The sequence below is a fragment of the Flavobacterium sp. R1_16 genome (assembly GCF_057652095.1).
The window spans coordinates 93,007-105,825 of sequence record NZ_JBYFCG010000002.1 but is presented as its reverse complement, the minus strand read 5'-3'; the positions used below and the strand labels follow the sequence as shown (position 1 = coordinate 105,825).

General features: G+C 35.2%; 8 protein-coding genes and 1 other RNA gene. 4 read left to right on the top strand and 5 right to left on the bottom strand.

Annotation, left to right across the window (positions count from 1 at the left end):
• Window positions 1-9 precede the first annotated feature (9 nt).
• Complete coding sequence (locus AC23L6_RS04875) at window positions 10-462, bottom strand: MarR family winged helix-turn-helix transcriptional regulator (protein ID WP_487561149.1); 453 nt, start codon at window positions 460-462, stop codon at window positions 10-12.
• Window positions 463-612: 150 nt separating this feature from the next.
• Here AC23L6_RS04875 and AC23L6_RS04870 point away from each other — a divergent pair, with 150 nt between their 5' ends.
• The 4 genes from AC23L6_RS04870 (at window position 613) to AC23L6_RS04855 (ending at window position 3,498) form a co-directional block, all read left to right on the top strand.
• Entirely contained in the window at window positions 613-933 is a 321-nt protein-coding gene (locus AC23L6_RS04870; RefSeq protein ID WP_487561151.1) for a rhodanese-like domain-containing protein, read from the top strand.
• 256 nt (window positions 934-1,189) lie between these two features.
• Window positions 1,190-1,579: a c-type cytochrome gene (locus tag AC23L6_RS04865; RefSeq protein ID WP_487561152.1), complete on the top strand. Its 390-nt coding sequence runs from the start codon at window positions 1,190-1,192 to the stop codon at window positions 1,577-1,579.
• An 85-nt stretch (window positions 1,580-1,664) separates the two neighbouring features.
• Window positions 1,665-2,591 carry a PfkB family carbohydrate kinase gene (locus AC23L6_RS04860; RefSeq protein WP_487561153.1) on the top strand — a complete coding sequence of 309 codons (927 nt, stop codon included), beginning with the start codon at window positions 1,665-1,667 and terminating at the stop codon, window positions 2,589-2,591.
• A complete protein-coding gene (locus AC23L6_RS04855; protein ID WP_487561154.1) occupies window positions 2,584-3,498 on the top strand; it encodes a pseudouridine-5'-phosphate glycosidase in 915 nt (304 codons plus the stop codon). The genes AC23L6_RS04860 and AC23L6_RS04855 overlap by 8 nt, the downstream gene beginning before the upstream one ends.
• Window positions 3,499-3,629: 131 nt before the next feature.
• Here the strand turns inward: AC23L6_RS04855 and AC23L6_RS04850 are convergent, their stop codons facing one another.
• The 4 genes from AC23L6_RS04850 to AC23L6_RS04835 form a co-directional block, all read right to left on the bottom strand.
• Window positions 3,630-4,658 (bottom strand): PorP/SprF family type IX secretion system membrane protein, encoded by a 1,029-nt coding sequence (locus AC23L6_RS04850; RefSeq protein WP_487561156.1) that lies wholly within the window; start codon window positions 4,656-4,658, stop codon window positions 3,630-3,632.
• A gap of 10 nt (window positions 4,659-4,668) precedes the next feature.
• A complete protein-coding gene (locus tag AC23L6_RS04845) occupies window positions 4,669-10,845 on the bottom strand; it encodes a PKD domain-containing protein (RefSeq protein WP_487561157.1) in 6,177 nt (2,058 codons plus the stop codon).
• 247 nt (window positions 10,846-11,092) lie between these two features.
• Window positions 11,093-11,489: a transfer-messenger RNA gene (ssrA, locus tag AC23L6_RS04840) on the bottom strand.
• Window positions 11,490-11,563: 74 nt separating this feature from the next.
• On the bottom strand, window positions 11,564-12,751 hold the full coding sequence (locus tag AC23L6_RS04835) for a serine hydrolase domain-containing protein (RefSeq protein WP_487561158.1): 1,188 nt from the start codon (window positions 12,749-12,751) through the stop codon (window positions 11,564-11,566).
• Window positions 12,752-12,819: the final 68 nt, after the last annotated feature.

The window sequence follows — 12,819 nt, the reverse complement described above, 5'->3', positions numbered from 1 at the left end:
TTGTATTTATTAATTTCTATATTTTTCTAGTAAAATATTCAGTTGTTCTAATTCTTGTGAGGTTAAATTTTTAGAAAACTTTTTTTCATGTTCAATTACTTTTGGGTCTAATTCGGTTAACACATTCAAACCTTTTTGTGTTATTGAAACTTCTATTTTTCGTCTATTTTCAGGGCAAACTTCACGAGTAACAAATTCTTTCAAAAGTAATTTGTCTACTAATCGAGTAGTATTGCTGGTTTTGGCTAACATGCGTTCTTGAATGACACACATGTTTGCTGGACATCCTTTTTGACCTCTTAAAATACGTAATACATTGTATTGCTCACTTGATAAATCATACGGTTTTAATATTTCATTAAAATGATCACTGAGTACGTTTTGTGTGTAGATAATATTCAGTACGACTTTTTTTGAATTATCAATTTCTACATTTGATTTTATAACCTCTTCAATTTTCATAATTGTAATAACAAAATTTGTATGTACAAATGTATAATTATTTATAGTTGTATATACAAATGTTGTGTTATTTTTTTGTTAAAAAAATTAGAATTGATTTTTAGGATAATTTTTTAATATAAAATGTTATTTTTGAATAAAAAATAAGTTATGGATTTGACACAACAAGAATGGGTGGAACAATTAGAGGAAGATAATAATGCTGTAATCCTCGATGTAAGAACTGAAGACGAATGTAATGAAGGAATTATTCCAAATGCAATAATGATTGATATTAATAAAGGGCAAGGTTTTGTATATCAAATTGAAGAATTGGATAAATCTAAAAACTATTATGTCTACTGTCGTTCTGGGGCAAGAAGTGCAAGAGCCTGTCAAATTATGAATGAACTAGGTTTTGATACAACCTACAACCTATTGGGTGGTTTTATGCAATGGGAAGGAGATATAGCTTTTCCTGAAGAAGAATAAAAAACAGAAATAACTATTATAGACTGCCTCCAAAAAGTGTTAAACTATTTGGAGGTTTTTTATGTTTTAAAGTTTTTAAAAGAGCATTTATAAGGTAGCCTTGAAACGAATAATTTAATTTTTAGAAGAGAATTTTTATGAGTTAGAAATATATCTTTCTCATCTCACTTGTATGATAAATATCATTCTTATTTTTTAGAATTTCAGATAACTTTGATACACAAACCTATTAAATTGTATTGCGATGAAAATAAAAATGATATGTACAGCAGTATTGGTAGTTGTAATGCTATACAGTAATAAAAGTTGCGCTCAAGATAACAGATGGTTGGCTCCAAAATATTCAAACGATCTAATTAATCCTTTCAAAGGAAAAGAAAGCGCTACAGCCGAAGGAAAGAAAATCTTCAATCAAATGTGTGTTTTATGCCATGGAATATATGGTAAAGGTAATGGAGAAGCGGGACTAAGTCTTGAAAAAAAGCCAGCAAATTTTTTGGCACTAAATGTTATGAATCAAACCGATGGAGCAATATTTTGGAAAATTACTCAGGGAAATCCACCCATGGCATCCTACGAAGGATTATTGTCTGAAGAACAACGGTGGAAATTAGTCAACTATATTAGGGAACTTGAGAAAAGATAAGACGCATCAGTAATAATTTAGTCTGATTGATAGTATTTAATTTATCTTAAATACTCATGAAAATAATTTCTATATATTTGTTTTCATGTTAAGAACCGTTTTATGTATTGGCGCAACACTCATTGATGAATTGTATTTTTGTCAAGATACCATTGTTCCGCATTCTTCAAATCCAGCAGAAAAGACAAAGAGCATAGGAGGTGTTATTAGTAACATTGTTCAGCATTTAGCTTTATTGGAAGTCAATGTTTCCTTGATTACTGCTTTAGGTTCTGATAGTGACGCTAATTACATCACCAAAACTTTTAATGATTTAGGCATACATCTAAGCGAATCAAATTTTGTAGACGATACCACAGGAAAGTATGTTTCCATATTGAATTCTGATGGTAACTTGTTCGTTTCTGCTTGCCAAGATAATAGTCCAAAATATGTTACTATTCCGTTTCTTGAATCTAAAATGGAGTACATGACTGATTTTGATATAATCATCATCGATACCAATTTGGATGCTAACGTGATTCAATGGATTATAGATTTTGCAAAAGCGAATAATAAAACTCTCATCGTTGAGCCAGTTTCTGTGCCCAAAGCGTCTAAATTATCGCATTTGAATTTAGATGGAGTGTATATGATTACTCCAAATGAGGAAGAACTTTCGGTTATTACAAGTTTTGAAATTCAAAAGGAAAAAGAATCTATTCAATCCTTACATGAAAAAGGAGTTGCCAAAGTTTGGCTTAGAAAAGGAAATCAAGGTTCAGTAATGTATTCTTCTCAACAAATTACACCACTTTCAGTTCCATCCATTACTATTGTAGATAGTACAGGTGCAGGTGATGCTGCATTAGCAGGTTGGATTTTCGGTTATGTTAATGACGAAGATGAATTGACATCCCTACAATTGGGGCATTCTTTAGCTTTAGAAGTTCTGAAAATGAAAGGCGCAGTAGATTTTCGGATAAAAAAAGAAAAATTATACCAGATAAAAAAAACATATTACAATGAGTAAAAACGATTTTTTAATTATTCACCCAGAAGTACAACATGCTTTAGACAACAATCTACCTGTAGTTGCCTTAGAATCTACTATTATTTCTCATGGAATGCCATGGCCTCAAAATGCGATAACTGCAAAAGCAGTGGAAGACGAAGTACGAAAATATGGAGCAATTCCAGCTACCATAGCCATAAAAGACGGCAAATGTTTTGTGGGTTTATCTTCAGAGGATATTGATTATTTTGGACAAGCTAAAGACGTTTGGAAAGTGAGTTTACGCGATATGCCTTTTGTCATATCCAAAAAACTACCAGGTGCAACCACAGTTGCCACCACAATGCGAATTGCTTCTATGGCTGGAATAAAAATATTTGCTACAGGAGGAATAGGAGGTGTGCATCGAGGAGCCGAAAAAACGATGGACATTTCTGCTGACTTAACAGAAATGGGACAAACGAATGTAGCTGTGGTTGCGGCAGGTGTAAAGTCCATTTTAGATATTGGGTTGACTTTAGAATATTTAGAGACTATTGGAGTTCCGGTGGTTACTTACGGACAAGATGAGTTTCCTAGCTTTTATTCCTCAAAAAGTGGATTTCGATCTCCCTTGCGATTGGATACACCAGAAGCAATGGCATCGTTATTAACATCCAAATGGGATTTAGGACTTAACGGTTCCGTATTAATTGCTAATCCCATTCCTAAAGAATATGAAATGGAGGAGGAAGAGATAGAAAAACACATTGTAAAAGCACTAAATGAAGCGGATAAACACCATATTAAAGGAAAGGATGTTACACCATTTATATTACAATATATTGCTAAAAATACTGAAGGTGAAAGTTTGGAAGCCAACATTGCATTGATAAAAAATAATGCTAGGGTAGCGGCTAGTATAGCAGTGGCAATGAGTAAATAAGTAGTTATACCTCTTGATTTAATTCAATAAAGGGAGGAAAATCTCATTGCTACATATTTCAAAGGATAAAAACATACTAATTACAGATATGTTTTCCTTGTAAATTTTAAGATAGATGACGTTCGTAGTTATTATTTTTGATACCCATCAACTCCATTTCGTTTTAATTTTACTTTGTAATTATCACATTTATCGCAGCGTCTACTGGATTGCCAAGTCAACGATAGTTCGTGAACGCCTTGTGAATTGCCAAATTTAGTAGTGTTAGCATCATAAGAATAACCAAAACTAAATTCACTCATCTTAAAGGAAATAACAGGACTTACCGATGTGAGAATAGAACTATTGGTGCTTTTTCCTTCAGGATTTGTTGCTGCGATAACACCAAAAGAAAACCGACTAAATTCTAAAACACCGCCTAAGTCCAATCTGTTGTACTGTGATTGCCTCATATAATTAGCTGTCAATAGTAATGTTGGATCCCCAAGCGAATAGAGTAAAGGAGAGCCATCAAATGCTATATAATAACCTCCATGAATAGTCAAAAAAAGATCTAAAGGAACATTTCCATATTCGGTAAATGAAATGTCTGGTCGATTTAAATGTTTTAAAGCCGCACCAAACCAAGCATTTTCATTAACTACTAAGAATCCTGCTGAAATATCAAAGAAATCAATATGGTCACTATAATTGAGTACACCGGGATCAACACTTCCACTACTAATGATTTCATCATTAATATTAACTTGGTCTTCAAGTAATAGGCTTTTGAAATTATAATTTTTTCGTCCATAACCCGCTTGTAGACCAAATCTTACGTTCCAGTCGTAGTCTAGCTCTAAATTATAGGAGAACGCCCCATTAAATTGGGAATAATTATAATTTGTAAATTCTTCATGATGGTTTATAAAGGTAGCACCCAAACCAATTTCATCGCTTACCAAATTATTCGCAAAACCGTATTGGGTATCGATTTTTCTAGTGCCGTCTGGCCATTGTCTTCTATGGATAATACCTGCATTCCATGTATTTGCCAAACCGGTAACTGCTGGATTAAGGGTTTCAGGAACCAAAAAGAACTGAGTAAATATTGGATCTTGAGCTCTAACTCCTATAGAAAATAAAGAAAGTAATAAAAATAGTAAATAGTGTAATTTCATGCGATTCGGCTTATTTTATTAGTACAAATGTGCGGGCTTCATTAATAATAGTACCGTAAAAAGTCTCCGCACTAATCTTACAATTGTAATTACCGTTTTCAGCGCTTTTACCTTTAATAGTAGCATCCCATCCACGTAATACATCACCAGTCTCAGAATATATCAGTGAACCCCATGTATCGTAAATGTCCAATCGTACATTTTTTAATCTCTTAATAATAGGTCTATAAGTATCATTAATTCTATCATTATTAGGTGTAAAGGCTGTTGGAACAACCAAGAAATACCCTTTTTCAATAATTAAAGTGATTTTCTGTTCATACACACACCCAAACGGATACGTTACCTTTTGAGTCACTACATAATCCTTAGGATTTATAAATGTATGAATTGGATTGAGCTCTGAAGAAAAAGTACCATCACCAAAATCCCAAATCACACTTTCATAATCTCCCGTTGCCGTGGTAGTAAATTGAATAGGGTCATTTACAGAATAAATGCCATAATTGGTAAAACTATTGGATTCAATAGTGAAATTGGCAGCACCTAATTCAGGTGTATCGACCGTGAAAGTATAATTAGCTTTGCACTTATAGCTATCAGTAACTGTAAGTTGTACTAATCCATTTGTTGTTGTTTGCATAATCTCATTATTCGTGCCGCTTACAGTACCACTTGACCAGGCCAATTGATAGGGAGCAATTCCTCCTGATACGTTCGCTACAAAACTTTGTTTAATCTCTTTAGCATCGCAATCAACATCGGTTTTGGTATTCACAGCAATAACAATAGGAGGTTGCCTAGAGATACTATATTGACCTTTTTCAGAACAGCCATTAGTATCAGTAACCGTAACTAAATAATTACCAGCTGAAATATCATTTAAGTCTTCAACAATTGCCCCATTTGACCACGAATAAGTAAAAGGAGCAGAGCCGCCTGCTACTAGGAGGTTTATACTACCACTATTGGCATTGTCACAATCAAATGCATTAATAGTATTTGCACTAATAATTAATTTTTGAGGTTCGAGTATTGTAAATGTTTTGGTGATAGTACAAGGTTTTCCATCATTGATTGTAACAGTATAGGTTCCTGGTCCTAAATTATTTCTGTCGCTACCTGCTAGTGGATTATCTGACCATGCAAGGGATATTGGGGCCAATCCGCCAACAAAATTAAGTTGAATACTTCCATCATTTGCACCAAAACAGCTGATGTTTTTAACCACTGGATTTACCGTAAATACTACAGGTTCAGCGATAATGATAGTTCGTTTTTGAATACAATCTAATCCATCTTTTACGGTTATAGTATAATCCCCAGCAGACAAATTATCTAAAAACAATCCTTCTGCAAAATTACTCCAACTCACCTCATAGGGAGGATTCCCTCCTGAAATAGCTATTTTTATAGAGGCATTATCATCCCCATAACATTTTATTTCTGTTGTTGTTGCTTGGATTATAATTTCAGAGGATTGTGTCAGTGTAACGGAAAGACTTTTTTCACAACCTAAATTGTCTGTTACTTTTAAATCGTATGTACCAGCTATAAGTCCACTCAAATTCTGGTTGGAGCTTACAAAACCATTTGGTCCACTCCATTCATACTTATAATCGAAAATGCCACTTGATATTTCTATTGGAGTTCCTCCTGTAGCATTTATAGTTATTACTCCAGTACTATCTCCAAAACACAAAATATCCTTTTTATCGGTTAAATTTACTGCTAGAATAGGTGGTTCAGTAATTGTAAAGGATATGGTTTTTGGACCGCAAGTATTAGCATCAGAAACGGTAACTTCATATTTTGCAGGACTTAGGTTAGTAATATCCTCATCAGTAGAAAAAGGATTTCCATCTTTTGTCCAACTATAAGTATAATTCGGACTACCACCAGAAATGGTAATGCCAATTGCTCCATTCGCAGCACTAAAGCAAGTAATATTTTTTTCTAAATCGGTGATAATAGTAATATCCTCAGGTTCGGTAATGGTATAAACATTGGAGAACGGACATCCTCCTTCATCGGTAACCATGAGAGTATAGTCTCCTGGTGCTAAATTAGAAATGTTTGAATCTGTTGCAGTATAGCCATTAGGCCCAGTCCAAGAAACTTGATAGGCACTACCAGAACTAAAGGGAATACCTCCAGTGATATTCGTTTGAATAGAACCACTGTTTTTTCCAAAACAGCTGCTATCTTCAAGGGTAACAGTATTGCTTATTGCAGGGTTTACTGTAACTGTGATAGTAAAAGGGACTCCACTACAAACACCAACTATTGGGGTTACTGTATAAGTAACAGTAGCAGGATTTGTTGTGGAATTGAAAAGTGTTTGACTGATTTCAGTTTGTGAAATAGTCTCTGACGAGGCTCCAGTAATGGAGTTAGCAGGATTAATGATAGGATCTGACCATGTATAAGTAGTTCCAATAGGCACAATTTCTGAACCTGAATTTAGAGGTGAAATAGTAAAGGTATTTCCACTACAAATGATATCTGTTGTATTCGCAATCACAGGATTTTGATTGATGGTAACTTCAGCAAAATCAGAATTTAATTCTGAACAACCGCCACTCGGTAGCGTAATTTTACAATAATAAAAAACAGTTCCAACTGTTGATTTAGGCGGTGCAAAAGTAGCATTAGTAGCGCCAGAAATAGCGGTACTCCCAACAACGCTACTAATCGAATTCGAATACCACTGGTATTGCGGAGTACCTACACCATTAATAAAGGCTACTTCCAAAACGGTTGGAGTCTCTCCTAAACAAAGAATACTCGATTGGGGTTGTTGCGTAATAGTAGCTGCAAGATTGATGGTAACACTTACTGTATCACTAGTAGTTTCACAACCTACACCATTTTGGCTAACCACACAATAGTAGTACAGAGTTCCTGCATTAGTAGTTGGTGGTGTAAAAATGGCATTTGTTTCACCAAATAGTAAAGTACCTCCTGAATTGGAATTGATACTATTAGAATACCATTGATAAGATAATGCACCTAAAGAGGGAGCACCAGTTGCCGTAATAGTAAAATTAATTGGAGTAGCACCTGAACATAAAGATTGTGTTGTAGGTAAGATGGAATTTACGATTGGATCAGCAAATACTTTTATTTCAGCAACATCAGATGAAATTGGTCCACAACCACTCCCTGAAAAACTAATAGTAAGATAGTAATAAGCTATTTCAGGTGCATTAAAGACAGGTGGAGTATAACTTGAAGTCGTTGCTCCATTAATCAAAACACCTCCAGTTGAACTGTTGGTTGTATTTTTATACCATTGATAAGTTGCGATACCAGTTCCATTACTATAATCTGAAAATAAGGGAATTAAAAGTGTTGAACCAACACAGATACTTTGACTTTGAATAGGTTGCGGATTTATTGACGCACCAGGATTTACGGTTATAGGGACAGCATTTGATACTAGATTAGGACAACTTCCTGAAGCAGAAAAAGTAACTTCACAAAAATAATATAAAGTACCAAGTGTAGACGGTGGGGTATAAGTACCATCTGTTGTTGAAGTGTTTACCAATTTTGAAGTGGCTATTGAGGTACTACCGTCAGTATTGGAGTACCATTTGTAAGTAGCAGTTCCAACAGCAGGAGTAGGTGTAACTACTACAGAAAGGGGTGTTAGTGTACCTCCAGAGCAAATAGTACTTCCCGTGGGTTGCGTAAGTGTAGGACCTGGATTCACAATTATGTCATAGGTGTTGGTAGAAGGGCAACCATCTAATGTTGAAATAATAGTTAGAATGACTGTTTTAGGGCTAGTAGTAGTATTGCTAATAGTCAAGGCTGGGATTGAATTTCCATTTCCCGAGGACGGACTCACCGTTACTCCATTTGGAATCGTTGAAGCATCCCATGAAAAAGCGGTTCCAGTTTGAGCATTTAGAGGCAAAGCAACTGTTGATGAACCCGAACAAATAGTTTGTGTTGCAGGACTCAAAGCTCCTAAAGTGGGTGCTGTTCCTATTGCAAAAGTTTCGGTACTTGTTGCAGAAGTAGCACAATCACCTACTGTCGAAATAGATAGCGAAACTGTTTTTGTACCACCACTAGAGTAAGTAACTTGAGGGGCAATAGCACTAGAAGTAGCTGGAGTTCCTCCCGGAAAGCTCCAATTATAAACCAAATCCGCATTGGTAAAACCACAGTTTTGAACGGTTGCAGTTGGAGTAATGGTTGTGGCTCCTGAACTACCACCACATAAATTAGCAATAGGAGCTACAGTAACTTTTGGTGGTTTTCTGACAGTTAAGGTTTGAATAGAGGATTGAACTTCACCGCAGGAGTTGGTTACTTTTAATTGAATGGTGTAATTCCCTGGAGCAGTAAAATTAAATACAGGATTTTGTGAAGCCGAAGTAGTGCTGTTTAAATAAGTAGGATCTGCTGCTAAAACATCACAGTCTAAATCGGTATGAGTTACGGTCCATAGATAAGTAGGTACTGAACAAGACTTGGAGATATCGGTAGTATTGTTGGTTGAAACTGTTAAAGGAATACAGCCAGAATTAGTACTTAAGGTAAAAATAGGCACTAAAGCGGGCTCTATACATATTTGTTTGGTTATACTGGATTTCCCACAAAAATTTTGGGTTGTTAATGTAACTGTAAAAGTTCCAATTTTCGTATAAGTATGAGTAATATTTTGTGCCGGACCGACAGGGGTAGTTACTATAGGCGACCCATCGCCAAAATCCCAAGTATAAATGGCATTTTGTGCACAATTTTGCCCAAACCCTGATGCAGTGGTATTGGTAAATAGAACGCTTGAATTGATACAGGCTTCAGGAGGATAGGTGAAATTTGGTGTTGGTTTGGTAAGTATACTGATGTTAGATGTTGTAAAAGGGGTAGAGCTACATGCATTAGTAACGGTAAGAGTAGCGGTAAACGTTCCAGTGGGACAACTTGTGATGGTATAAATATGAGGAATCGGATAATTCAGGGAAATTGATGGATTGGAAGAATTATAATAGACAGAACTAATTAATTGATTTTGTGTAAGTGTTATAATAGGCGAACTGTCACCATAATCAATGGCATAGGTAGTGTCTAGTGAATTGGTACCCCAATTTGAAATTGCAAATTGCAAATCAGAGGTTGGAGCACATAAATTTTGTGTACTTCCAGGACTAGTTAATCCTCCTGAGGGATTGGATACATTTTTGATAATATAATTTTTTGTAGCGCTACATCCATTATTTCCTAAAGCATTAATAACCATATTATAAGCGCCAATTGAGGTGTAAGTATGTGTCAAAGGGAAGGTGACATTGGGTTCAATTGCAGAGCCATCTCCCCAATTAATTGAGTAAGAAGTGATACAATTAGAAAGTGAGCTATTTCCAACTGTTATGGTATAAACAGGGTCTGAAGTGGCATTAGAACAATTATTAAAAGGGTCGAATGGATTAGTTACGTCATCAAAATTGATATCTGGTTTTTGTTTTACAGAAATGGTTTTTGTTTTGGATACCGTACAACCGTTTCCAGAAACCGTTAATTTGACGGTGAAAGTTTCTGTGCCACACCCTAAGGAAACAAAAGTATGACTGGGATTTTGCTGAGATGAGGTCCCAGAATCCCCAAAATCCCACGCATAGGTATAAGGACCTGTACCTGTTACGGTTGATGAAAATTGCATGGGTGTTCCCGAACAAGTACTGTTATTTGTGAATGTGAAGTCAACTGTAGGAGGAGAACTAACCGTTATCGTCGCAGTACCACTTACTGCTTGCGAAGCACTTGAAGCATCTTTTACACTTACTAAGGTATATTTAAAAATGCCAGCTACGGTAGTAACTTGATCCACAGTTATACTGTTGCCAGTAGTTGTCGTTACTGTGACATCAGTACCGTTATTAATTTTATAGGTAAAAGTGTACGGGGCTGTCCCTCCAGAACCCGTAAAAGTTATTTCTGGACTAGTTGAGTTTTGACATACCGTTGTAGTTCCTTTTATTGTTGCGGTGGGTGCCACTATTTTTTCAAATTTAGTACTTTTGAAAAAACGAGATTGACTTTCAGCATTTGCGGCTGTATTTATAAGGAATGCTAAAAGAAAAAGGAGTGTAGTGTAGAGTTGCTTCATATAGTGTGTGTACTGACTTTTGTGAGTTGAAGAACATTTGTAAAGTTCATCTATGAATCTCATTTTTTGGAATAAAGATTAATTTCCAAATATAATGTTAAAAAATCAATTCAATATCACTATTTTTAGTGATATTGAATTGATTACAATTATTTTAGTAATTTTATTTTTTAGTGTTATCAAAAATAGCATATTGATAATTGCATAGACTTTCTTTTTCATTTTTATTAATCTGTAGCCATCAAAAGTATAAGGTTAACTTATATCCAAAAAAAATAACCCCTCAACAAGGGGCTATTCATTCTAAATAATGTGGAGTCGCCGAGAATCGAACTCGGGTCCAAACAAGCAACTAAAAAACTTTCTACACGCTTATTTCCTGATTGAGTTTTCGACTTTGTGCTAGGCCAGAAACAGCCACACATCGCTTAGCTTCTTTAGTTTCGAAATCCACCTAAAGCTTGTGAAAATCTAGGTTTATCTTTACGATTCACCTGTGCCGACCGCTATAAACCAAAGCTTTCGAGGTGAATCCTGCTTTCCTACCTTGTAGGACGAGGCTAATCTTACTATAATTCGGATTATGCAGCAAGAGCGTAGTTTCCTTCGCCGTGTAAATGTTTTGAGACCTTTTATTTACGAGAATTATCCCAGTTCTCGACGTGCTTATTTTTCAATTCGACTTGCTGTCAAAACCAGTCGACCCCTTTGTGTACATTCAAATAAGTCGGCAAATGTATTCAATTTTGTCGTATTAGAATCATCTTTGTTCTAACAAAAATCATTCCTCTTTTTCACCTTGCTCACCTTCAAAGGGATAATCACCAAAAAGAGGTGCCAATTTCTTTACCGCATAAACATTTCTAGTGAATTTATTAGACAGGGCGATTATCGTAACATTATCTTTAGCAAGAGGAATATATGCCGAAGTGTTGCCATGCCACCATCCATTATGAAAATAGAACTTTTGTCCCGTTTCCCATTCAATCATGCGAATTCCTAGACCGTAATTTTTTGTTCCCTTACGTTCATTGCTGTACCCTTTGTAGATTTGATTTCTTAAGTTTTCATTCAAGAATGTAGGAGCATTTCTCGCAAGGTCAAATTTCAGTAAATCTTGAGGCGTAGAATAGATATTTTTATCTCCGTATACAGCATCCAAATAATCAAAGGCCAATTCTATATTGTTGCCTTTATAGGAAGGAGTTACATTTTTTCTGTCGTTTTCATAATCAAATACAAAGGTATGATTCATGCCTAATGGTTTAAAAATCATTTCCTTCATGGCTTCGCGATAGTTTAATCTAGTAACTTTTTCGATAATCAATGCCAAAAGGGCATAATTAGTATTACAATACGCAAATCGAGTGTCAGTTGGAGACTCTAATTGAATGTTTTTGTCTTTAAACAGATGGAGAATATCCTGATTGGTCAATGTTTTTTTACGATCCCAAACGCCTTTGTCCTCGGTAAAGTAGGCATAATTACGTAAACCACTTCGATGATTCAATAAGGTTCTAACAGTGATTTTTGGATAAGGAAAGTTTTTTAAAAGAGTATTTACTTTCTGGTCTAAGTTAATATCGCCTCTATCAATCAAAAGCAAAATAGCTGTTGCTGTCAATACTTTACTCACTGAAGCAATGTGCAAAGGGGTGTCTTTGGTCATCGTTTCTTCAGTGGTTCTATTTGCTAATCCCTGGTAACGTTCATAAATAATTTGCCCATTTTTAGCTACCAAAAAGCTAAGATTACTGTTTTCACTGCTCCAATATTTTTCACAAAAGCGTTCGATACTAGCGCTTTTAGAAGCTTTATACGTATCGTCAATTATCGGATATTCAACTTTTGAAGGTTTCATCCTTGGTACCAGACCATCATCTTCAATAGCAGATGAATCGGAATTGTCCAGTTTAGTGCAAGATAAAAGTAAAATAGAAAAGAGGTAAAAAGAGAGTTTTGACAGCATTATTGTAAACTTAAAAAGCAAATGTAGCCAAAGTATCAATTTATCAATTGAGCATTTTATTAACTATT

Bases quoted from the DNA above. Each gene is read 5' to 3' on its own strand.
- AC23L6_RS04875 (WP_487561149.1), bottom strand. From the start codon at position 462: ATGAAAATTGAAGAGGTTATAAAATCAAATGTAGAAATTGATAATTCA.
- AC23L6_RS04870 (WP_487561151.1), top strand. From the start codon at position 613: ATGGATTTGACACAACAAGAATGGGTGGAACAATTAGAGGAAGATAAT.
- AC23L6_RS04865 (WP_487561152.1), top strand. From the start codon at position 1,190: ATGATATGTACAGCAGTATTGGTAGTTGTAATGCTATACAGTAATAAA.
- AC23L6_RS04860 (WP_487561153.1), top strand. From the start codon at position 1,665: ATGTTAAGAACCGTTTTATGTATTGGCGCAACACTCATTGATGAATTG.
- AC23L6_RS04855 (WP_487561154.1), top strand. From the start codon at position 2,584: ATGAGTAAAAACGATTTTTTAATTATTCACCCAGAAGTACAACATGCT.
- AC23L6_RS04850 (WP_487561156.1), bottom strand. From the start codon at position 4,658: ATGAAATTACACTATTTACTATTTTTATTACTTTCTTTATTTTCTATA.
- AC23L6_RS04845 (WP_487561157.1), bottom strand. From the start codon at position 10,845: ATGAGATTCATAGATGAACTTTACAAATGTTCTTCAACTCACAAAAGT.
- AC23L6_RS04835 (WP_487561158.1), bottom strand. From the start codon at position 12,751: ATGCTGTCAAAACTCTCTTTTTACCTCTTTTCTATTTTACTTTTATCT.